At 58.4% G+C, this 22,714-nt stretch carries 18 protein-coding genes; 6 read left to right on the top strand and 12 right to left on the bottom strand.

Annotated elements, in window-relative coordinates; genetic code table 11:
* Window positions 1-105: 105 nt before the first annotated feature.
* From ABSG47_RS04820 to ABSG47_RS04810, 3 genes are all read right to left on the bottom strand, one after another.
* Window positions 106-393, bottom strand: coding sequence for a hypothetical protein (locus ABSG47_RS04820; RefSeq protein WP_424167121.1), 288 nt, complete (start codon window positions 391-393; stop codon window positions 106-108).
* Between the two features lie 314 nt (window positions 394-707).
* Complete coding sequence (locus tag ABSG47_RS04815) at window positions 708-1,751, bottom strand: phosphatidylinositol-specific phospholipase C1-like protein (protein ID WP_424167119.1); 1,044 nt, start codon at window positions 1,749-1,751, stop codon at window positions 708-710.
* Window positions 1,752-1,962: 211 nt separating this feature from the next.
* The gene (locus ABSG47_RS04810; protein WP_424167117.1) at window positions 1,963-5,469 is read right to left on the bottom strand and encodes a carboxypeptidase-like regulatory domain-containing protein; all 3,507 of its coding nucleotides are present in this window, start codon (window positions 5,467-5,469) and stop codon (window positions 1,963-1,965) included.
* 256 nt (window positions 5,470-5,725) lie between these two features.
* Between ABSG47_RS04810 and ABSG47_RS04805 the strand changes: the two genes are divergently transcribed.
* Window positions 5,726-7,060 carry a hypothetical protein gene (locus ABSG47_RS04805; protein ID WP_424167115.1) on the top strand — a complete coding sequence of 445 codons (1,335 nt, stop codon included), beginning with the start codon at window positions 5,726-5,728 and terminating at the stop codon, window positions 7,058-7,060.
* 38 nt (window positions 7,061-7,098) lie between these two features.
* Here the strand turns inward: ABSG47_RS04805 and ABSG47_RS04800 are convergent, their stop codons facing one another.
* From ABSG47_RS04800 to ABSG47_RS04780, 5 genes are all read right to left on the bottom strand, one after another.
* Window positions 7,099-8,214, bottom strand: a complete 1,116-nt coding sequence (locus tag ABSG47_RS04800; protein WP_424167112.1) for an SIS domain-containing protein — start codon at window positions 8,212-8,214, stop codon at window positions 7,099-7,101.
* A gap of 152 nt (window positions 8,215-8,366) precedes the next feature.
* Window positions 8,367-8,936: a methyltransferase family protein gene (locus ABSG47_RS04795; RefSeq protein ID WP_424167110.1), complete on the bottom strand. Its 570-nt coding sequence runs from the start codon at window positions 8,934-8,936 to the stop codon at window positions 8,367-8,369.
* Between the two features lie 8 nt (window positions 8,937-8,944).
* On the bottom strand, window positions 8,945-10,237 hold the full coding sequence (locus ABSG47_RS04790; RefSeq protein WP_424167108.1) for an aminotransferase class V-fold PLP-dependent enzyme: 1,293 nt from the start codon (window positions 10,235-10,237) through the stop codon (window positions 8,945-8,947).
* Window positions 10,238-10,319: 82 nt separating this feature from the next.
* On the bottom strand, window positions 10,320-11,450 hold the full coding sequence (locus ABSG47_RS04785) for a glycoside hydrolase 5 family protein (protein WP_424167106.1): 1,131 nt from the start codon (window positions 11,448-11,450) through the stop codon (window positions 10,320-10,322).
* A gap of 94 nt (window positions 11,451-11,544) precedes the next feature.
* Window positions 11,545-12,261, bottom strand: coding sequence for a DUF5995 family protein (locus ABSG47_RS04780; RefSeq protein ID WP_424167104.1), 717 nt, complete (start codon window positions 12,259-12,261; stop codon window positions 11,545-11,547).
* Between the two features lie 129 nt (window positions 12,262-12,390).
* Between ABSG47_RS04780 and ABSG47_RS04775 the strand changes: the two genes are divergently transcribed.
* A complete protein-coding gene (locus ABSG47_RS04775; protein WP_424167101.1) occupies window positions 12,391-12,744 on the top strand; it encodes a hypothetical protein in 354 nt (117 codons plus the stop codon).
* A 58-nt stretch (window positions 12,745-12,802) separates the two neighbouring features.
* On the opposite strand, the gene ABSG47_RS04770 is transcribed toward ABSG47_RS04775, so the two are convergent.
* The 3 genes from ABSG47_RS04770 to ABSG47_RS04760 all read right to left on the bottom strand — a co-directional run bounded on the left by ABSG47_RS04770 (window position 12,803) and on the right by ABSG47_RS04760 (window position 18,880).
* Window positions 12,803-16,336, bottom strand: coding sequence for a TonB-dependent receptor domain-containing protein (locus ABSG47_RS04770; protein WP_424167099.1), 3,534 nt, complete (start codon window positions 16,334-16,336; stop codon window positions 12,803-12,805).
* A gap of 192 nt (window positions 16,337-16,528) precedes the next feature.
* Window positions 16,529-16,894: a hypothetical protein gene (locus ABSG47_RS04765; protein WP_424167096.1), complete on the bottom strand. Its 366-nt coding sequence runs from the start codon at window positions 16,892-16,894 to the stop codon at window positions 16,529-16,531.
* Window positions 16,895-17,083: 189 nt separating this feature from the next.
* Window positions 17,084-18,880 (bottom strand): AsmA family protein, encoded by a 1,797-nt coding sequence (locus ABSG47_RS04760; protein ID WP_424167094.1) that lies wholly within the window; start codon window positions 18,878-18,880, stop codon window positions 17,084-17,086.
* 257 nt (window positions 18,881-19,137) lie between these two features.
* Between ABSG47_RS04760 and ABSG47_RS04755 the strand changes: the two genes are divergently transcribed.
* From ABSG47_RS04755 to ABSG47_RS04745, 3 genes are all read left to right on the top strand, one after another.
* The gene (locus ABSG47_RS04755) at window positions 19,138-19,701 is read left to right on the top strand and encodes an RNA polymerase sigma factor (protein ID WP_424167092.1); all 564 of its coding nucleotides are present in this window, start codon (window positions 19,138-19,140) and stop codon (window positions 19,699-19,701) included.
* Window positions 19,698-20,024 carry a hypothetical protein gene (locus ABSG47_RS04750; protein WP_424167089.1) on the top strand — a complete coding sequence of 109 codons (327 nt, stop codon included), beginning with the start codon at window positions 19,698-19,700 and terminating at the stop codon, window positions 20,022-20,024. Before ABSG47_RS04755 ends, ABSG47_RS04750 begins: the two co-directional genes overlap by 4 nt.
* A gap of 183 nt (window positions 20,025-20,207) precedes the next feature.
* Window positions 20,208-20,744, top strand: a complete 537-nt coding sequence (locus tag ABSG47_RS04745; protein ID WP_424167087.1) for a 5' nucleotidase, NT5C type — start codon at window positions 20,208-20,210, stop codon at window positions 20,742-20,744.
* Here the strand turns inward: ABSG47_RS04745 and ABSG47_RS04740 are convergent.
* Window positions 20,741-21,466: a helix-turn-helix domain-containing protein gene (locus ABSG47_RS04740; RefSeq protein WP_424167085.1), complete on the bottom strand. Its 726-nt coding sequence runs from the start codon at window positions 21,464-21,466 to the stop codon at window positions 20,741-20,743. The two genes, ABSG47_RS04745 and ABSG47_RS04740, sit on opposite strands and share 4 nt — an antisense overlap.
* Before the next feature lie 117 nt (window positions 21,467-21,583).
* On the opposite strand from ABSG47_RS04740, the gene ABSG47_RS04735 reads away from it, so the two are divergent.
* Window positions 21,584-22,486: a TIGR01777 family oxidoreductase gene (locus tag ABSG47_RS04735; RefSeq protein WP_424167082.1), complete on the top strand. Its 903-nt coding sequence runs from the start codon at window positions 21,584-21,586 to the stop codon at window positions 22,484-22,486.
* Window positions 22,487-22,714: the final 228 nt, after the last annotated feature.

Genomic DNA, 22,714 nt, shown 5'->3' with positions numbered 1-22,714 from the left:
CAATTCTGGCAACTATTGCCACTCCATTTCCTTATGCACGGAGTCCGCAGTTAACGACGCACTGCATGCAGGGCTTTTCCTTGCATTTCCACCGGCCAGGGAAACCTATCGAATGTACACGATCCTTGGGCCTGAGGATTCCGCGCGCTCTTCAGCGTCTCGAGGGGAGCGCCACAGAATGAGCGCCTTCGTGCGTCGTGCAGTGACAAACCTCGCTTGATTTACCAGTTCTTTACGGAGCTTCGCCTGCTCCGCTCTCCCTTGCCGGGCGCGTTTGACTTTCCACCAATTCCTGAACCACTCGGCCAGCGCAACCAACGCCACACCGATGACGACCACTCCGCTCATTCCGATTAGAAAGCCAAACCCGAATTTCAATCCTGCAAGAAACATTGCTCCGTCTCCTTTGTTACTTGCTGCTAACCCAATTGATGACCAGTCTGTCGAAGCCTCCCTAGCTGAGCAATCTCGGCAAGGATCTCGCGGGCGATGGCGGCGGCGGGCCTCGCCTTGGTCAGCGCTTATGCGGCCGCCCGCGACGGCAAGGTTCCCGCAACGCCGGTTTCGCCACGCAAGGTCATTTATCAAGTGGGTGACATCTCTTTCCCAATGCATGCCCCAGACTCCAAGCCATGAACATTCTCGGCGGGAGACAACCGCAGATTTGCGGCTGACAGCCCTGGGAGAGGTCCACGGCCATGCGTGTTTCAGTGTTGACCGGTTTCTGTCAGAGCGGCGGCAGTGCAGGACGTGGACTTAAACACAGGATTGCACCTGGCCACTACCCCCTCGGGAAGACTTACTGAATAGCCAGACCAGGACGCGGGTTCCGACGCCGGGTAGTCTGTGCTGAGGAGTTGCGCTCCGCTGGCGAGTGACGCGTCGCGCTTGGCCGTCTGGTTGGCGCGTGCCTCTAAAGTCTCCTCGTCCGTCCGGGTGCGGATCAGATAGCCCTTTTGAACCAGAGCGGAGATGACTTCGGGCGTTCCGTCGTTCTCTTCAATAAATGCGCAATCGGGTTCACCGGGCTGCGCATTGGTGAAGATCACTCTTCCGCGTAGCGACGGATGTCCGTTCAAGTACACAGGGCCAACCGGGCGCTGATCCATCAGGAAAACGACTTTGCCCCGCGCGGATGCCAGCGTCGGCCAACCGTTGCTCAGGACCGATTCTTCCAGCGTCTTATGCTTGCCGCGTACATCGTCGGGAGTAATCAGTTCGCTGGGCTTAAATACGGAGCGGATCTCGGCATCGAGCGCGTCGAAGGTAGCCGAGGTGAATTTTTCAGTTGCGACCGCGTGATATTGAGCGGGAAGGTCCGTCTGCTTGGTCTCGACCAGGATATAGATGGGAAGATGCCCAGGGTGCGCAAGAGACCACTGGCGGACGATCTGAAGGCAGGCAGTGAATGGCTGGCACACGCTGCGATAGTCCCAATCCTGCACGTGCATGACCTTGAAACCCGGCTTGTTCATCAAACCTTGCGGATCGAAATCCGGGTCGGGCGGCAGACCTGCCGCGGCAACAAACCTCGGCCCCGCGGGATGTGCGTAGCGGCCTCCCTGGGAATCGGCGTAGACGTCCAATTCAATCTGCCGGACGCCGGAAGACAACTGCTGGTCGAGGGGACGATGCCGGTATTCGAGCACTTTATAGCGCTCGGGATTTTGAGCCTGCATGAGTTTTGTCTCGCTCGGCGCGATGCCCACGTGATAGCTGTTATGCGTGCCAATTACCTGAATCTGATTCATCCGCACAGTATCGTTTGGAGAGGATTGAGCGGTTGCGCACGGTGGAAGAGCGATGGATAGAACAACAGTACAGACAGCGATGTTCCGATTTGAAAACATGAATGAAGTCTCCGGAGAAAATCACGGCCTTTTCAGGCGTAAGTACCCCGGCAAGCATCGCGCTTGCCGGAGTGGAATACAGGTCGTCTTGGAAATCGATAATTGATGGGGGTTAGAACGCCAGGCGCAGCGCTAACTGCACCTCACGCGCTGGATAGGTGGTCGCCGCGGTGTAGGAGCCGAAGCTCGCCCCATCGGTGACGGCACTATCGGGGTACTGATAGTTGGTCGAATTCAGAACGTTGAAGGCCTCAATGCGGAATTCAATCTTGCTCGCCTCCGACCACAGTTGCTGGGATTTGTGCAACGCGAGATTGAGTTGCGCAAAAGTCGGCCCGCTCAAGTTGTTGCGGCCCGCGTTGCCAAAGTACTGGCTGGGCGTGGGGACGCTGACCTGGGGCGCGATTCCGTTGGTCTGTTGGCTGTCAAGGCCGCGAAGAGTGTACTCGAGCGCGCTGGTTGTTTTATGCCACGTAGAGCGGGGCGCATAGACCGCCGCCGCGGTGCTGACCAGGTTGGGCCGCACCGAGTACACCTCGCTGGTGCTCGACACGACATACGCCGCCGCCGGAGTGTAGGTCAGGTTGATCGGAAGGCCGCTGGTCACCGTATTGATCAGCGTGACCTGCCAGCCGCCCAGGGCAGTCTGCGCCCAGGCTGGAGCGGATTGCCCCCACATCCGTCCCTTGCCAAACGGCATATCGCCGATGATCGACAACGTGTCGTTCAATGGCTGGTTGTAGCTGGAGACGCCGCGGTCTCCGGCCGGGTTGTAGAAGTTGACCAGCGATCCGTCCCCTCCGTAGGTTTCCAGATCGGCCGAGGCATTGTTCACCGCCTTGGACCAGGTGAAGGAGTTGATCACGTAGAGCCCGTTGCTATAGCGCCGTTCCAGCTTGGTCTGCAAAGAGCTGTAGTCAAGGTAGCCCTTGGGAAGAGCAGTCAGAATGTTGGTAAAGGTGGAGATGGGCCGGCGAGCCTGTTGCGAGAGGCATCCGACTCCCGAATCGCAGCTCGCCGGTTCCGTGGCTGCCTGGTTGTAGTCGGTGAGCACGGGAATGCCAATGCCATGGCTACCCACGTAGGATGCCTCAAACGTGGTGTTCTTCATGATCTCCCGTTGCACGGTGAGGTGAAATGCCTGCACATACGCCGCGGGAAAGGTCCTGGGGATATAGCGCGTCTCCGCTTCCAGCGTGGAGAAGTTCTGCGGAGTGGCAAAGTTGGTTTCATAGCCAGACTGCGTGGTGCGGAAGCAGGTGCCGGGGTCTTCCGTCAACGAGGTGCAAAGCTGCTGCGTGGCGCCGTTCGCCGGGAAGGGCGGGGTCTGGTTGATGGTGGCGTCGACAATGTACGGGCCGTTATATCCCAGGGTGCTCTCGCCGCCAAAGCGGAAGTAATGTATGGTCCCGATTCCGTAGCCGCCGCGAATCACGGTCTTCGAGTCCAGTTGGTAGGCAAAGCCGACGCGCGGTACCAGGTTCTTCTTGTCAAGATTGACCAGGGCACGGTTGTAGATCGAGCCGCCGGAAGCCTGAACAAGTGTGTCGGTGGTGGGATCGAAGTTGGCCAGGTGGTTGTTCTTTTCCCAGGGCGGCGTCACCAGTTCATAACGCGCTCCCAGGTTGAAGGTCAGCTTGTTGTTGAGCTTGAAGTCGTCCTGAAAGTAGCCCATATACCAGCGACGCTCGTATTCGATGGAGGCCAGATTGTTGAGCTGATAGCTATTGCGTGCGCCCACCAGGAAGTCGGCAAGATTATAGGCTTGAATGTGTACGGCATCCGTGGCCGCTGTGGTCTTGGTGTTGCTGAACTGGCCGCCGTAGATATCCTCGCCGTCCTGGGGATGGAAGTCGGAGATGGCCATGTTCTGATAGCCATATTCGCCGCCCATCTTGAAGCTGTTTCGGCCCTTTGTAAGGCTGTAATTCACCTTGGGATTGACATCGTAGGGATCGGTGTACTGGGGATTGGTCGTCTGGCGCCCAAACTGCGAGTAGCCGGTGACCGCCTGGCTGTTCAGGCCGCCACTGATGCTTGGGTTGGTCGGGATGTTGGGAATGTTGTATTCCGCCAGCAGGTTGGTGGCGCCGATGTTGACCGGCGACTTGCCGCTATTGGTCCAGGTCAGTCCCAGACGAAGCTGCAGAATGGAGTTCGTTGTAGGAGAAAAGTTATAGCCGCCGGCGATCTGCCGGGTGTAGGCGTAGAGCGTTCCGTTGCTATTGCCTCCTGCCAATCCCGGAATATTGGGCGCCAGGAAGTACACCCAGGAACCCTGGCTGTAGCGGGCAAAGGCGGTTGCGCGCGGGCTGATGAAATAGTCCATGCGGCCATCGCCCTTGTTGACATTCTCCGTATTGGCCGGCGCTGAAACAAAATTACTTCCTCCCGCCGCGACGTTCTGGTTGGGCGCCGCATCTTGCTGCAGGATGCTCAACACATTTGCCGCGAAGGGACTCTGGTCGCTGACAGGGATGACGCCATTGGGGTATTGCGTGCCGGTAATCGGATTCCGCAGGGGAATCGGGTTGCCACTCGCGTCCGTAAAGACGCCCTGCGCCTGGGCAGCGGTCGGCACCACAGCCGTCTGAATCGAGCGGTCCAGGTGGCGCAGGCCTTCATAGTCGCCAAAGAAGAACAGCTTATCCCGTTTGATAGGTCCGCCAAACGTGCCGCCAAACTGATTCTGCACCAGGGTCGGTTTCACGCCTGTGCCGATAAACGGGCCGTAGGCATTCAGTACAGTGTTGCGCAGGTAGTCGTAGATAACGCCGTGGAATCGGTTGGTTCCGCTACGGATTGTTGCATTGATAATGGCTCCCCCGGCGCGGCCATATTCGGCGCTGTAGTTGTCGGTTTCAACCTTGAACTCTTGCACCGCGTCGGGCGAAGGAATAATCGCTTCGTTCGAGTAGCCCTGGTTCGCACTCTGGTACGCGTTGTTGTCGATGCCGTCGAGCTGAAAGTTGTTGGTCATCGAATTCAGGCCGTTGACGTTGTAAGAGGCGTCGCGGCTGGGCAACGAGAGCACCTCAAGCAAGGATTCGCGCACACCCGGAACCAGCAGAGAGAGGTCGGCATAGGCGCGGCCATTCAGCGGCAGGTTGACCGCCTCCTCGGTGCGAACGGTCTCACCCCGGTCACTGGAATCGGTCTCCAGCAAGGTGGCCGCTCCGGTAACCGTCACGCTCTGGGAGGCGGTGCCGACTTTAAGAGTGAGCTCGACACGCTGCCGGGCGCCGACCGTCACAGTGAACCGGTCTGTCTGCGTCTTGTCAAATCCGGCTGCCGTGGCCGTAACCATGTAGTCGCCTGGCTGCACGTTAATGAACTCGTAGTCGCCGCTGGCACCGGTCTGACGGGTTACTCTCACGCCCTTGGAGATATTCAGCAGCTCCACGCTCGCGGACGAGACCGGCGAGCCGCTGGGGTCCTTGATGGTCCCGAGCACCGATGCGGAGTCGAATTGCCCCCATGCCGGAACAAAGGCGGAAGCGCAAAACAGAATCAGGTAGATGCAAAAGAGGTGAGGTTGCGTCCTGCCTATTCGGTGGATTCCTGATGGTGCGACAGCACTCTGCGCGTCCGGCACAATGCCACCTTTAGTTTTGATCATAATGGGCTATCTCCTGAATGAAGATGATTTCGGGGTTCTATGTTTGCTGTCGGAATAATCAGCAGACATAGAACTACCACCGGTTTGGCGGGGATCCAAAGCAATTCACAGAGACGACTCCGATACACGTTGTAAGTTATTTTAAATCTGCTATTTACAGTTCTTTAACGGTATCCGATACAGTGAATGCCGTGTTAAAAGCGCTATTTACATTGGAGTAATATCGCTCTGGTTTACTAAAAATAATAGCCTGGTGATGCCTTCCGCCCGTTACAAACCCGGCTCCACCTCTTTCGCAGAGGCAGTTCCCGCAGCGGCCGATCCGCGGCGCGAGTTGCTGGGCCGCATTCTTGCCTCTTCCGCTTTCGCGAAGAGCGAACGGCTGTCGAGCCTCCTGACGTACATCTGCCACCGAACCTTCGCGGGCCGAGGGAAGGAACTCAATGAACAGATGATTGGCGAGGCGGTCTTTGATCGGCAGCTCGACTACGACTCGTCGATAGACGGGATCGTGCGCACTCAGGCCAGCCGCCTGCGCAAACGCCTCGACCTCTACTTCAGCGGAGAAGGCGCCGATGAATCGACGCGGATCGTGATCCCGCGGGGAGGATACATTCCTCTTTTTGAGCCGCGGACTTCAGTCCCGCCCCCGGTTGTCTCTCCCGGATCGCGCGTTACCGCGGAAGCAGCCTCAACCATCGAACCGGGAGTTGCCGCCGCGCCGCGCTCTTCAGGCGCCGTGGTAGCCTGGTGCCTCGTTGCGATTCTTGCCGTTGGGATTGTGGCCATACTCGTCCATGACCGGGGTGGTCTCGCGAACGGCGGCTCCAACCCGGCGCCGGCTCATTCCTTCGCCATCCCGATCTTCTCCGCAGCACAGCCAACTTTAATTGTTCCTTCCGATACAGGGCTGGTGATATCGGAGGCATCGATGAACCGCGACGTGGGGTTGGCTGAATATCTGAGAGGCGACTACCTGGAAACAAGTTCGAAGACGCCGAACGCTCGCGAGACACTGCCGAGCCAATTGGGCCGGCGACGATACACCTCGATTGTCGACCTCGAAGTAGTCCGTTCCATCACAGAGATTGCTCGATCGGAAAAAAGCAAGTTCGAGGTGCGCTATGCGCGCGATGTAAGGCCGAACGACCTCAAACAAGGCAATGTCATTCTGCTGGGGGCCGCGGAGGGCAATCCCTGGGTTGAGTTGTTTGAGCGCAATATGAACTTTGTAATTTCAAAGAACTGGAAAAGCGGAGTATTTACCGTCTCCAACCGGTCCCCGCAAGGGAACGAGGCGCATCAGTGGAACTCCGCGTATGAAGATCCCCGGCATCGCGTCTACGGCATCGTCGCCTATTTGCCAAATCTCGGTGGAGATCGAGATGCGCTCATTCTTGAAGGCACTTCCATGGCGGGCACGGAGTGCGCTTGGGACTTTGTTTCAGACGATTCACAACTGCTGCCATTCCTCAATCGAATTCGAAGGCCCAATGGCACGATTCCGCACTTTGAGGTTCTGCTCGAGACCAGCAACATGAGCGGAAGCGCAGTGAAGGGAAGCGTCCTTGGTTGGCGGGTTAGGCCCTAGATAGTGTCTGACAAATCCGGGCAAAGCGCCGACTTTAATTACACCTCGATGACAGCCTTCGATAGATTGCGCGGCTTGTCGACATCCACGCCGTGTTCCAGCGCCATGAAGTAGCTGAAAAGCTGCATCGGAATCACTTCCGCAATCGGCAGCAGGTACTCGCTCGTCGGCTCAACCTCGATGACATCCGTGGCCAGCGCGGCAATGCGTGCATCGCCGGTATTGGCAATTGCAATCACGCGCGCACCCTGCTTCTTCATGTCTTCGAGCAGTTGCACGGTTTTCTCGTAACGAAGCACTGAATCTTCAAGGCCGCTATCCACCGTGGCCAGTACAACGAGCGGCACATGCTCGCCGACCAATGCATTCGGCCCGTGCTTCAGCTCGCCGGTGGGATAGCCCTCGGCGTGCACATAGCTCGATTCCTTCATCTTCAGCGCGCCTTCGCGGGCAATGGCGTAGTGAATTCCGCGGCCGAGATAGAGGAAAGTATTCGCGTCCGCATATTTGTGGGCCAGTGTTTTCGCCACATCGTGCCAGCCATCGAGCTGACGGGCAATCTGCCCTGCCAGAGCGCGCAGCTCACGGATGCTGGAAGAAATCTGCGCCGCATCCATCACCCCAAGCCGCTCAGCCTGATACAGCGCGAGCAGATAGAGCGCGGTTAGCTGCCCGGTGAAGCTCTTTGTTGCAGGAATCGCGAGCTCTTTACCGGCAGCCAGCGGCATGGCTGCGGCAGCCTCACGCAGCATGGAACTACCCGGCACGTTGGCAATCGCAAGGGTAGGTTCACCGGCCTCGCGCGCCACGCGCAGCGCGGCAAGCGTGTCCGATGTTTCGCCCGATTGCGAGATGACCAAAACAGAAGGCCGCCGCGGGTTCGCCGTTCCGCGCGTGCCCCACTCGCTGGCGTATTCCACATCCACGGCCAACCCGCAGAGATCTTCGAGCAGTATCTCTGCCGCGAGACCTGCGTGGCGGCTGGAGCCAGAGGCGGCAATCAGCACTTCGCCGCGCGGATTCAGCCATTGAGCAATCTTGGTAAAGGCTTCCGCCTTGAGCTTGTCGCCCTCCAGGTACAGATCGAGCGTGCGCCCGATAGCTTCAGGCTGCTCGTAAATCTCTCGAATCATGGCATGGGGAAACTCGCTCATCGTACTCTCTCAGCGGCAGTGGCCAGATTCAATTCTATAGGTTGCGTGTTAAGGCTGGCCCCTTGAGGGTGCGGGAACGAGCGCGCTGGTCCGCGGCAGAAAATTATGCCTGTGCCACATGCGGACGATCATCCTGAGCATGCGAATACGCATCAATAGATGCCCGGAATCAGACGCTTTGTGCTGTGGCTATAGTCTTCATAATCGGCTCCAAAAGCGTTGCGGAGCGCTGTCTCCTCAACATGAATGCGATATAAGACGGCCAGAGTGGGTGGAACGAAGAAAACTGCAAAGCAGGCCCATGTGCGTGTGTGAATTGCATAGGCCAGCAGAATTAATTCCAGGCCAAGATAGGAAGGATGACGGACGAGGCCATAGAGTCCGCCTCGCTGCAATTTCTGCCCTTCGCGCACTGCGACATTGGCGCTGAAGGCTCTGCCCAGCGTAAGGATTGCTACGGCGCGAATGCCCAAACCGAGAATCAGAATTCCAAGAGCCACCGGTAGCAGCCAGCTATTACGCCCCGGCATGTCGAACGGAAAAAATTTATGCATCCATGCGTCTATCCAGCTCGATGCAACAATCACGACCCAGAGAAGGATCTGCGTTCCGCGATCCAATATCTTGCCTTTCCCCTGGCGTGTGTAGGTGAGGATGGCGATGAGGATTTCCCCCACCACCCATATCTCTCCCAATGTTTTGAAGAAGAATTCAAGGTTCATGCGGCTCCTCAGGCAGACAGGGTGTGAATCGCTCCGACGAGCTTGTCCAGATCGGCAATCGATGTATACACATGCGGCGTGACGCGCACGCAACTGATGTTCTCCCACACAATGCCCACGGTGTGAATCTTGTATTGGTTGAAGAGGGCGCTGTCGAGTTCTCCCGGCGTCATGCCGTCAATACTGACGCCGCAGATGGCGCATGAGTAGCGCGCATCCAGCGACGTGTGCAGCTTTACCTTTTTCGACTCTCGCGCCCGCGCGGCCCAGTAGTTTTTGAGATAGCGAATGCGCTCTTCCTTGCGCGCGGGCCCAATGCCCATGTGGAAGTTGATGGCCTCGCCAATGCCCTGCTCCAGCGGAAAGCTGCGCGTGCCGAGGCTTTCGAATTTGCGAATGTCTGCGCTGTGCGGATGATCGTTGCAGGTGAGCGGATAAATCTTTTCGATCTTGTCCTTGCTGATCCAGAGCATTCCGGTGCCAATGGGCGCGGAAAGAAATTTGTGCAGGCTGGTGCCAAAGTAATCGCAGCCAAGATCGGGAACCTTGAAGTCCATCAGGCCAAAGGAGTGCGCGCCGTCGCAAATCACCTCGATGTTGCGCGCGTGCGCCATGGCGCTGATCTTTGCCACAGGCATAATTTGCCCCACCCAGTTCACCATGTGCGTTACATGAATCAGTTTTGTGCGCGGCGTGATGGCCTGCTCGTATGCCTTCACGATGACTTCATCGTCTTCGATGGGAAAATCGAAGCTGATCTGTTTGTAGACGATCCCATTGCGCATGGCCCGCTGCTTATAGGCGTTGATCATGTTGGGATAGTCCTGCTTTGTGCCGATCACCTCGTCACCGGCCTTCAGGTCAAGCCCATAAATGATAGTGTTGAGCGCTTCAGTCGAGTTGCGGTTGATGGCAACTTCATTCGGGTCAGCGCCGGCCAGGTGGGCGAGCTTTTCGCGGAGCGGCTCGCGGCCCTGATCCATGATGCGCCACATGTAATAAGACGGTCCCTCATTGGCAAGCTGGTTGTAACGCTCGACAGCCTGCTGCACCACCACAGGCGCGGGCGAAACGCCTCCATTGTTGAGGTTGATCAGATTCGGGTCCACCGAATACGCGCGCTGAATCACGCTCCAGTAGTCTTCATTCTGCGCTACATCGGTATCGCTCAGGCCGTTGACAGCGGACGATGCCGAGGCCCACTCCGCGGCATGCGCCTCAAGGAAGAGGCTGCTGGAAGAAAACGCTCCGGCCAGTGCGGCGGTGTTGCGCAGGAAAGATCGGCGGCTGCTGGTGGTCATAACTCAGACTCTAGGCTTATGCCGCCGGACAATTCCACAAAAATCTCCAGGCCCACAAAAATCTTTGCGTCCAGAAAAATCTTTACGGCCTGCCCGTCAACTGCCGAATCAGATCCGCCTCGTGCTGCCGGTAGGGCCGGCCATCGGCATAAAACACGTCGTGAAACCAGACGGTCGGCTTGATATTCACATACGGCCTCTGCCAGGAATCCCACGGCAGGTTCGTCTGACTCTTGCCCACTACCAGTCCCCAGTTGATGGCCGCCACATGATGCGCCTTTGCAATGGGCAACACCGTGTCAAAGGTACTGCCTGCGCCACGCGCCATGTATTCGGTGCAGAGGAGCGGCCGATGAAACTGCTCCAGCAGCTTCACATGCGCTTCGAAATCCTCCGGCCAGCCGTAGTTGTGAAAGCTGATCACGTCCGACTGCTCAATCTGCACCTGCGACATCGCCGACATCTTGTCGAGCGAACTCCAGTCGCCCTGCCAGATGCCGCTCGTCAGCGGCTGGCGCGGATGCTCGCTGCGCGCCCACGCAAAAACATGCGGCAAGAGCGCCCGCACAAGCTGCTCCTTGGTGTGGCCTTCCTTCGTACCGTAGGAACTATCGTTCCCGTTGTCCGGCTCGTTCCACACATCCCATGCCAGCACGCGGTCGTCATTCGCAAAGGCTCCCACCACGCCTTTTACATATTTTTCAAGGCGCGGATACTGTGCGGGATCACGCAAAATATCGTTGCCCGGAGCCTGCACCCAGCCCGAGTTATGCACGCCGGGGATCGGCGGGTGCTGCGGACCGAGCTTCGGATTCGGGTCCCAGCAGGAGTCAAATAGCACAAAGACCGGCCGGATGTGATGCTTCGCCGCGATCGTCAGAAACACATCCATGCGTTTCTTGAAACCCGCGGGGTCCTGCTCCCAAAGCAGGTTGTGCAGAAAGACCCGCATGGTGTTCATGCCGATGCCCTCAGCCCAGCCCAGCTCGCGGTCAATCGTCGGCGCGTCGAAGGTATCGCTCTGCCACATCTCCAGCTCGTTGATCGCGGTAGATGGAAGAAAATTCGCACCCACCAGCCACGGCTGGTGCGCATACCAGGCATTGGCATCGGCCTCGCTCCAGCGCGCCTGTGTCTCCTGAGCCGCTGCGCCCTGCGCCAGCATCAGGCAAAGACACACCACCAGGCCCAGCCGTCCCGCGATACTTTTCATGCTTTTCCTCCAATGTAAACGTACACAATTTAGCCGCAGATGCGCCAGATTGAGCTTTTACCCCCACTTTCTGAAACACACCAAACTACGCCCTTCACGGCGCCGGCACAAGCAGCGTCTTGCTGATCACCGTCGTCAATCCATCCAGGATTCTCAGATGAACACCGGCAACAATTGGGTCCTCCTGCCACAATGCTTCCGCAGCCAGCCATGCGCTTTCCCGCGCAGCAGCCAGATTCCATGCGGCAATCGTATCTTCCAGGTGCGTAATCGGCGGCAGTGCATCGCCCGGCAGCCGCACGTCCAGCGTCTGCTTCGCTGTTTCTACCAGCGCGTCCATCGGTGTATTCAGGGATGTGTAGTCCGTATACTGCGGCGTTCCATGCTTCGGCGCTATGTTTGTGCTGTGGCAGGTCTGCACAATGGCCTGGGGAAGATCGTGATTGATATGCGCATTCATGCCGGCCAGCGCAAACTGAATGCGTGCAATCGGCGCCTGGTCACGCACGGCAAACACCGCTGCCCAGCATCCCGCGCATGCCGCCCCGCTCAGGTAGCCACGCAGGGCATCAAAATAGTACGTCGCAAATGCAACATCAAGCGCAGTCAGCCACGCCGCATCGCTGAATCCCCCGGCTGCAACATCCTGCTCCACTGCCTGCGTCACCTGCATGTACAGCCAGTTAAACCACCGCAAGCCATCATTCACCGCGCAAATCGAGTCGATGGTTTTCATGATGCTCAAGACATCGGTAATCGAGTCCGGCGTCGTCTGCAGGGCTGCTTCGAGCGCCGCGTCATAGGGGAACATCCGGATGCCTCTCTTTCGTCACGGCCCTTGGTGGAAGTAAAAAGTCAGCTACGAGTTTAATTGCGAAAGAAGCAGACAGGCTCTCCCATTCCATCGCAATCGGAACTAAACTATTTGCAGTGGCCTGCCATGCTCCTGGATATCGCCAAAGCGGCTTCTTTCTTCCTGTGCATAGTCAGCTTGTACCATGCGGCCATTTACACCTTCTTTCTTCCCGGCACGCACTGGCATGATCGGCTGATCTTTGCACTGGCGCGGCTGGCCTTTGCTGCCTGCATCTGCCTGCTGAGCGGAATACTCTTCCTGGTGCCCGCGCGCACCAATCCCGATCGCGATCTGGCTCTCTCGCAGACACCGCCGGTGCGGCTCTATCTCTGGTCTCTTGGCGCGATTACCGCGCTGTTTTTGCTGGGCTGGTTCCTCTCCGATCTTGCTCAGCAGAGCGGCCACTTCATCACCCTTCGCAATTTGGAAAACCTCTAGCTGCACAAAGCAAAGCGGCCCAGCCATAGCCGGGCCGCTGTTTGCCGCTTCCGGCTGGTTAGAAGGTGGCTTTGAGTCCGAACTGCACGATGCGCGGCTCAAAAGTGCCGGAGACCGTGCCGCCGCTGGTAGCTGGATTCAGTGCACCAGTGCTGGACTGTGTGCCGCTCAAACCGCTGGCGGGCAGGTACAGGTTGGTGTGGTTGAAGATGTTGTAGATCTCGGCGCGAAACTCCATGCCTACGTGCTCACCGGCATGGAACTTCTTATTAAAGTCGAGGTCCGTCTCATAAAAATTCGGCGTGCGGGCCGGGTTGCGCGATGCGTCGCCGAAGGGGCTGAGCAGATTACCGTTCGCGTCCTTAATGGCCGGCAGCGTGAATGCCGACAGGTTGACGTACTGCACCGTGCCGTTTACCGCGCTCACCTTCTGAAGGCACGAGTGGCCGCTGTGGCAGTTGTTGATGGCCACCGTGGGAACCCGGTCTGGCCGGTATTCGTTGGCGCCGCGGTAGGTGGCAGATATCTGCGGGCTCACCGCCTGCGCCGAGTTCGGCGTGTAGCCGATGTTATACGGCGTGCCGCCCTGCATCGTGTTGACCGCGCTCACCTGCCAGCCACCCAACACGGCATCCACCAACGAATTGGCAGAGCCCATGTATTTGCGGCCGTGACCCACGGGAAGCTCATAGACGAGGCTGGTGACGTTGGACAGGGGCAGGTTGTAGTCGCTCTGGTTGTAGTCAGCGGCCAGGTTGTTGGCATTCTGCGGGCTGGGCGTGTTGCCTTCGAGCGAAGCAGACGCGTTGTCCGTCGACCGCTCCCATGAAAATGAGTTCAGCAGCGTCAACCCCTCGACAAACCGCTGCTCATACTTGAACTGCAGCGCATTAAAGTGCGACCAGAAGACATTGCCGGCTTCGGTAATGTCGCCGTAGGTCCATGTAGTGCCCACATCGCCGCCCCATGTGGGATAAGGCCGCGCAAAGCCCGCGCCTACCGGTGCGCTCCCCGGATTGGCGCTCGCCAGGCCCAGCGCCGGATTGCCCTGGTTGGCGTTGAAGAAGCCCTGTAGCTTGAGTCCGTGATTGCCCACGTAGGCCAGGTCGATCAGAACGTTCTTGCTGAGCTGCCGCTGCATGCTCAGGTACCAGTTCTCCACGTAGCTATCGCGGGTGTTCTTCGGAATGTAGGTAATGTTGTCGGTGCCTGGCAAGAAGTTCGTTGCCAATCCCTGCGGAAAACCTTTGTCCACGGTCTGGTAGCCCGCCGATGTGGCCGTGGAAGGCTGCGTTACGCTCACAAACAGCGCGTTGGGCGCGTTGATGGGCAGAATGTCGCCCGAACCGGCGCGCGTGTAGTGTGCGTAACTGATACCAAAGCCGCCGCGCAGCACCGTCTCCGGAAGAAACTGCCATGCTAACCCGACGCGCGGGGCAAAGTCAGCCAGATCGGGATTCACAAGCGTTTTGCCGTAGACGCCGCCGCCTTTGTACGGCTGAATAAACTGGCTGCCTGCATAACCCGGCGTGAGCGTCAGCATGGAGACCGTTCCCGGAATCCAGTTCGAAAGGTTGTTGTATCTCTCCGAGTAGGGTGCGCCGTACTCCCAGCGCAGGCCCAGGTTCAGCGTCAGCTTCGGTGCAACCCTCCAGTCGTCCTGCGCGTAGACATTATCCATGCTGTCCAGCAGATGCGCCTTGAAGTAGGTCGCCAGCGCATAGTTATTGGATGCGCCAAAGAGGAAGTCCGCCCAGTAGGTGTCCGCGGCAGGAGAAGTGTTTTCGCAGGCGCTGCCCGCACTCGCCGGGCAGGCGCTGTAACCCTTGCCAAAGCTGAATGAGCCGAAGAGCGGGTTGGAATCCTGTACTTCCATCCAGATATGCTCGTACTCATACCCGAACTTGAGCGAGTGCTTGCCCTTGACCCAGGAGAAGTTCACCTTGGGGTCCAGTATCGAAGGGTTCTGCCACTGCGGGTTGGTGCTCTGGCGTCCAAAGCCACTAAAGCCGCCGCTGATGCCGATCGAAGGCAGGCCGCCCGCCACGGTCGGGTCCGTCGGCAGGCCCGGAAACGTAATCGAGTTCTCACCGATCGAAAGCGTGTACTTGCCCGCTTGCGTGCCGCTCAGGCCAAGACGCGCATCGAGCACCTTGTTGGTGCCAAAGAGGCCCGTGTAGCCAAGCACAACCTGCTGGTCCAGAATGCGGATCTGCCCGTTCGTCTGTCCGTCCAGCGCCCCCGGCAGCGTCTTGTAGTTGATGCCCGTCTCCTTGCGGTCGCTGATGCGCAGGAACCACGAGTTCCGCTCGTTCTGCTGATAATCCAGGCGCAGGTCGCCCTTGTCGGCGTTGTCCGTGAACGGCGCATTGGTCGCGCAGTCGTTGGTAGCAATGCCAGTCGCAGGATTGATGCCCGGATTGCCCGAGGCAATCTGGCACTGTGACGGCAACTGGCTGAAGAGCGACACAACCTGCTTCGCAATCGGGCTGACGTTCGGTGAGTTCAGGATCGACGTTCCCGCCTTGTAATACGTACCCGGCTGGTACGGGTTCTGCACGTCCACGGCCAGGATGCCGTTGATCTCGTTCTGCGTCGGCACCGTCAACACCACCGTCGGTGTCAACGTCTGCCGAAAACCTTCATAATCCAGGAACCAGAAGAACTTGTTCTTGATGGCCGGACCGGAGAAATTCGCTCCGAACTGGTTGCGGTTGAAGCCCGGCTTCGGGAATTCGTGCGTACCACTAACCGCCTTGATGAACCCGAATGCATTCAAATCCGTGTTGCGGAGAAATTCATACAGCGTGGCGTGGAAATGGTTTGTGCCGCTGCGGCTGGCCACGTTGATCGTTGCGCCCGAGGAGCGGCCATATTCGGCGCTCTCATTATTCGTCACCACCTGAAACTGCGAGACGGAATCCGGCGGCGGCTGAATGATCTGGTTGTCAAAGCCCTGGTTGCTCTCGCCGTAGGCGTTGTTGTCCAGGCCGTCCAGCAGATAGTTGTTGAACATGGACCGCTGGCCGTTCACGTTGTACGAGCCTGCGCGCACAAGGCTGGTCACAGCGGTTGTCGTCGCGGCTGTGGGCGCCTGCCGCGAACCGGGCACCAATGCCAGCAGGTCGGAATAGTTGCGGCTTACCAGCGGCAGGCTCGCCGTCTGGTAATTCGAGATCGTCTGGCCGCGTTCGCTGGTTTCCGTTTCCGGCGCCACTTCCAGGCCCACTACCTCAACCGTTGTCTCCGCGCTGCCCACCTTCAGGGTCAGGTCAATACGCACGCGGCTGGATACAGAGACGTTGATGTTCTGGGCCTCGGCGGGCGAAAAACCTCCGAAGGTAGCCGTGATCGAGTAGCTGCCTACTTTTAAATCGGGAAATTCGTAGTCGCCTGAGCTGTTCGTCACCGTGTGGGCCGAAATGCCCGTGGCGGCGTTGGCCGCCGTCACACTCGCTCCGGCCACTGCCGCGCCGGAGGCATCCTTCACCGTGCCCACAAGGCTCCCGTTGTCAAACTGCGCCCACGCCGGCACTCCGAAAACCGCCGTGCAAATGGCGGCAAAGAAAATAAATATAAATTTTGCTTTCATAGCTGAACCGTAGCCAGCTATTGCGAACAACTTATAAATGGATCATCAATACGAGTTGAAAGTCATCCGCTGCCTGAGGATAAATTCACACTAAGATAACAATTGCGCGCGGCGTAAGAACAAAGGCCCGCCTGGCTGGTATGCCCGACGGACCCTTTCGCCTCTTCCATCGAGGCTTCAAAAAACTGCGGCTTACTCGCAGCCAGCCGCCTCTCTTTCAATCGCCGGCAGCGCGGCGCGGATCGACTCCAATGCCGCAGCCGCTGCCAGTCTGCGTCCTGCCGCGGCCAGTTGTGGAGCGGCCGCCGCACAGCCTGCCGTCACAAGTGAGGAGCGCACCAGCGAAACCGTCAACGGCCCCCACGGATCTACCGGCTGCGGAACACCATTAATAAGGATCGAGCCGCCGCCGTCCACCGCCACTCCGCCAATTATGCCCTGGCCGGTCACGTTCTCTTTGCTCGGCGGATTCGATTCGAGAATGTAGCTCGCGTTGCGCGGCTGACGGTGATTTCCTTCAGACAGAAAAATCTTGTATTGCACGCTGACCTGCGGCATGGCTATCCCCCTGTAAATCTCGAGATGCCCGCTGGAATGCAGTCGCAGAGAAGATTCGTCCTCACTGCGCCCCCGCTTGCGGGCCGTCTCACCGCTATGGTGACGGAGGAATACCCGGCGTATCGGGGTCAGTGCGAAATTTCTTTCATTTCAACCGTTCCGAATAGACCTTGGCTCAAGGACGCCGATTTACTGCTGCTGCGTGCCCGGCTGCTTCTGGTCTGGCCGCTCGGGCCTTGTGCCTTTCAACCCCATGCGGCTGAAGTCTACGCTAAACTCCGGCGCCTCGCGCGTACCCTTGACCGTAATCGGCACCAGCGTTCCCGCGCCGTCCTTCTTGAAGAATTTATCCGCGGGCTTCAGCAGCAGTCCCTTCCAGCCGCCCAGCATCTGTGAGACCGTGGCCTCCATGCGCGCCGTGCCGTCAAAGGCCAGCGCGCCGCTCAGCGCATAGCTGCCTTTCAGTTGAATATCCGCACCGGGCACGCTGTAAACGAGATCCGGCAGCGTAATCACCGCATTCTCCATGTGAAACGTGCCGCGCATCTCGGACCGCACAAGTGTAGGATCAGCCGTCTTCAGCTCACCAGGCTTTCCCTGACCACGCAGGCTTAGTTGCTCGATCTTGGCCTGCACACTGTCGCTGGCAAACCGCGCATTGCTCAGATCGAATGTGCCATCCAGCTTGATCTTGTGCTCCACCGTGTCATGGCCCGGCGGAATCATCAGATGCGCCTTGGTCTGGAGTATGCCGGTCAACAGCGAAGTGCCGTTCTTGCTCGTCAGCTTCATAAAGTCTTCCATCTGCCCGTGCGGTACGTTTACGTTCAGGTCAATGACATGCCCGTCGAGCACCAGTTGGCCGCTCTGTGCCGTCGTCACATTGCCGTTCACATCCAGGCGCACCCGCACCACCTTCCCGGATGTCTGAAATTGCGAATGGCCAAGCGTGGCGTCTACCTTGTCCAGCCACGTATCGCCGTCTGTGCCGTCCACTCGCGCATCAAACCGCGTGGCCAAAGGCATGGGCGTGCCGAAATGAATCAGCCGGAAGTCCGGCACATTCGCCGTGCCCGTGATCGAAATGTTGCGCATCGTTCCCGCAAACTTTCCATCCGAGGTGATGAGCCCGGCGATGCCCTTGAAGACGCCCATCTCGGCCTTCTCCATGTGATACGTGCCGCTGATCGAGCTCATACCCGGATCGGCCGTCACCCACGGACCAAAGCTGCCCGCCGCATGCACCGGCCCCAGCGGCTTGGGATTCAGCACGTCCGCCACATAGCCCATCGCTCCGCCCGGCGTCACCTTGGTCAGCGTCAAATGCGGAATGGGAAAGTGCATGGGCAGCTTGCCCGGTTTGTTGGTTTCAAGAAGCAGGTCCGCATCGTCGCAGACCACGCGATCTATCCGCAGCGCGGGAAGTTTTTTACCCTCTGGCTCTGAATCGGTTGCAACCATCTCGTCTGGCTCTTGGCCGGACGCAGATTTGGCAAGTTGCGAAATCGACCCTCTCGATTGCTCTCCGGTTTCAGGATTTTTCACGCGCGGAGGCACGCGTATGTGCATCCCCTTCAGCCGCACCTCGCCAATATGTATCTCCTTGGTCTGGCTCCAGCGCAGTGGCACGTGAAAACTGAATTCATTGAGAGAAATCAGCGGCGCTCCGCTGCTCACGCTTGTGTCGAGCGCTTGCACGCCATTCATCGGATGCGGCGGCCAGATACGCAGGCCTTGCCCGGTCGCCCAGATGCCCCACTCGCCCTGGCGGATATTGTTCACCTGCACATGAAAGCCGTCCAGTTCCACATGCGTATGGAACCGCTGCTCCAGACCCTGCACTATCCGCGCCCGCACATACGGCTCAAACCTCCGCGCCACGATGCTCAGCGCCACACTGACGCCAATCAGCACCACTGCGACTATGCCGGCCAGCCACATCAGCCACCTGTGTATGCGAAAGAAAGATCCTTTTTTCTGGTCCAATCCCCGGCCCCTCTGCGGCAATCCGCACAAGTCATATATTTAGACGATTAGATGCACGGCGTCGCATATAGGGCTAATTCCTTGACCCACTAGAGCTTATCCGCTCTGCTCAGACGGTGGCTTCTTCTTCCATCGCGCCGCACCATGCGGGTTTCCTTCTGAGCGGCCTTCTGCGCATTCGTCACACTGCCTTGCGTAACCGTAATTATTTATACTCCGGAACCGAACTTTTATTCTTAAGCAGCTCTCTTACAAGTATGGACACCACAACTCACATGAAGGAGCCATCGACACCCGACCAGACCCTGCTTGTGCTTCTCGCTCAAAGCGGCGACCGGGCCGCTTTAGAACAACTCCTCCATGATGTCTACACGCCGCTGCGCCGCTACATCATCCGTCTGGCCGGCGTCACTCTCGCGGACGACATTCTGCAAGAAACCTCAATCCAGATATTCCGCAAGCTCCCGTTCCTGCGCGAGCCCGCCATTTTTCGTCCGTGGAGCTTCCGCATCGCCTCGCGCATTGCCTTTTCCCATCTCAAGCGCAGCCGCCGCTGGCAGCCCCTCGATGACGTGCCACCCGAACAGCTCATCTCGCTGGATCCGAGTCCCGGCGAGCTACCCGACGAGGTCTTTGTGAACCTTCTCGACCGCGTTACACCGGCCAGCCGAGCGGTGCTGCTACTCCATTACCAGCACGGGCTTTCCCTCGAAGAATGTGCCGCCATCTTGGATATTCCGGTCGGCACCATCAAGTCGCGCCTCCATTACGGAGTCGCCAGCCTTCGTAAACATCTCACCCCTGAAAGGAAACCAGCATGAGCCCCGAACCTCAGCAACCCAACTCCGAAAACGCCAATGCGGAAATCGCCTTCGTCCAGCGAGCCCTCGCGGATGCGGACAGGTCCGAACGTTTTTCGCGCATTATCGTCGGCGTACTTGCCATTTTGGCCCTCGTCGTCTTTGTCTGGATGCATCTGCACATGTTTCCGCTGGAGACTTTGAGTGGACTCCTGCATTCCCTGCTGCGCGTTGACCTTTTCTTCCTGGTCCTGATGTTCGCTCTCACGATGTATCTTCGTCAGGTCAGCAACAAAAATACCCGCACGATTCTTCGCGCTCTCGCCAACACTCGTTCGCGCTGAGTTCATCGCAGACGAAGGGCGGGCCACTGAGGCCCGCCTTGTTTATGCAGACCCACGCCAGAGACCGCGGAGTTCACGGGGGCTGCGGCGGAATTCAATATTATCTATCGGACTACAGGCGCAATTTCTTCTCAAGCACTGCTAATCTTCTTTGAGAACGACTCCACCCTCAAGGACCCCGCCGTGCGCCGCATCTGTGTCGATATGGACGAAGTGATGGCCGATACGCTCGCCGAGCATCTCCGCCGCTACAACCATGAATTTGACGAAGCGCTTACAACCGAGGATCTGGCCGGAAAAAATCTCTGGGAGGTTACTCCCATGGACCGCCAGGAGCAGCTCCGTGCTTTTCTGGATGCCGAGGACTTCTTTGCCGACCTGCCGTTGATACCTGGCTCCCAGGAGGTGCTCCGCAGCCTGGTGCAACGCTTTGAAGTCTTCATCGCCACCGCGGCCATGTCCGTGCCCAACTCTTTTGCGGCAAAATACCACTGGCTGCAGCGCCACTTCTCCTTTATTCCGCCTACGCATTACGTCTTCTGCGGCAACAAGAATATTCTCCGCGCCGACTACCTCATTGATGACCTGCCGCGAAACCTGCAACGCTTTGAAGGCCACGGTATTCTCTTCTCCGCGCCGCACAATCTCGCCGTCACGGGCTTTACTCGTGTGGACAACTGGCAGGAAGTAGCTGCGTTCTTTGAAGCCGTAAAGGATTAGCGCATCGGATGCGGAGCCTTCGGCGCAGCCTGCGTCGCAACCGGCTTTACCTGCACTGTCCCCGTCTGGTGCATTGCCACAATCACCGCGCTGGCAGGCTTCTCGCTCACGCAGACATACGAGTGTGGCGTCCCGGAGTCGAAATACACCGCATCGCCCGGCTCCAGCGTTGCGTGATTCTCTCCCTGCCGCAGCTCCAACCGCCCATCCAGCACATAGAGAAACTCGAAGCCCGCATGCACATGCGTCCGGATCGCCTCCTGCCGCGCAGCCTCATCCTCCGCGGGCAGAAACTGTGCGAAATAGGGATCCATCTGCCGGTCCGGCACCATGAAGCCCAGGCTCTCAAAAAAATATGCGGGATGATCCGCGCCCGTTTGCGGTAGACGGACGCGTTCCCGCCGCCGATGCACGCGAAAGAGCGGCTGCGGATCGTTTTCAAAAAAGTGAGCCAGATCTTTTGAGAAGACCATTGCAATCCGTGCCAGGTTGCGAAGCGTCGGAACCACTCGCCCGGTCTCAAGCTGCGAGAGAAAACTGGCCGAGAGGCCGGTCTGCCGGCCAAGCTCCACCAGTCCCATCGATTTCTTGAGCCGCAGGCGCTTGATGCGTTCGCCGATACGCTTTTCTTCTATGAATCGCTCGGCGGTTTCTTCACCAACCGGGACAGCCTGCTCCGGGTCTGCATCTAATCTACGTGCCGCTCCTGCGACGGACATCATGATCCTCCTGAAGCGTGCAAACCGGGAACTTGTTCCCGGATAAAAATATGTTCCCATGCTACTGAACGCTCAGAGCTGCCGCAAATAGAAGTACTGTTGCGGCAGGGAGGCAACTCAATGGCAGGAAAACTGATCTTAGGTGGCGCGTCCGGCATGTTAGGTACAGCGTTGCGCCATTCCCTCGCCCCTTACTTCGAGACGTTGCAACTCGTCCGCCGTCAACCAGAAAGTCATAAGGAAGTCGAATGGTATCCCGAGTCCGCATCTGCATTTCCAGATAAAAGCGCTCTGGAGGGCCTGACTGCCGCCATCCATCTCGCAGGCGCGAACCTCGCCGGCAAGCGCTGGACAGCAGCCTACAAGCGCGAGCTTGTCGAGAGCCGTGTAACTACCACGCGGGCGTTGGCGCAGGCGCTCGCCTCTCTGTCCCGCCCGCCAAAGGTGTTGATCGTTGCTTCCGGCGCCGGCATCTACGGCGACCGCGGAGATGAAGTGCTCGACGAATCTTCCGCTCCCGGCAAAGGGTTCCTCGCCGATCTCTGCCGCGCCTGGGAAGAAGCCGCCGCGCCGGCAAAGCAGGCAGGCATTCGCGTTGTGCATCTGCGTTCAGGCGTTGTGATTGGGCCCAATGGCGGCGCGCTCGCCCAGATGCTGCCCATCTTTCGTCTTGGCCTTGGCGGCCCGCTCGGCAGTGGCCGCCAGTGGATGAGCTGGATCGCTCTCGCAGACTGGGTAGCTGCAGTGCATTTCCTGCTGAATCAGGAAAATCTCTCTGGCCCGATCAATCTAGTTGCACCGAACGCGGTCACCAGCGCCGGATTCGCCCGCACACTCGGCCAAGCCGTCCACCGGCCCGCGATTCTTCCGGCTCCTGCCTTCGCACTCCGCATCGCCCTCGGAGAAATGGCGGACGAAGCCCTGCTTGCCAGCGCGCGCGTGGTTCCCAAGCGCCTTCTCGATGCCGGCTTCACCTTCCGTGATCCCACCATGCACGAAGCACTACGCGCAGCACTGGACTAAAGCATCTCTCCCGAAGATACAAAGTTCGGGCGCCCCACCCTCGCCGCGTACTTGTTTTTGCGGCCAGGCTGGGATCGCTCCACAGCAAGAGGAGAACTGCTCTTGCCCCTTTTCCCTTTCTTTCCCCATTACCAAAGTCCACCACCCTTTCGTAACCCCACCTCCTTCAGAAACTTTGCATGCAATTAACCCCATTTATGTTTTACTCAGAATTAGCAGAAGAAAGAG

The sequence above is a fragment of the Occallatibacter sp. genome (genome assembly GCF_049510455.1).
In the GTDB taxonomy this organism is placed as follows: Bacteria; Acidobacteriota; Terriglobia; order Terriglobales; family Acidobacteriaceae; genus Telmatobacter.
Note: the sequence above shows the minus strand (reverse complement) of the source record. Positions and strands in the feature narration are given on the sequence as shown.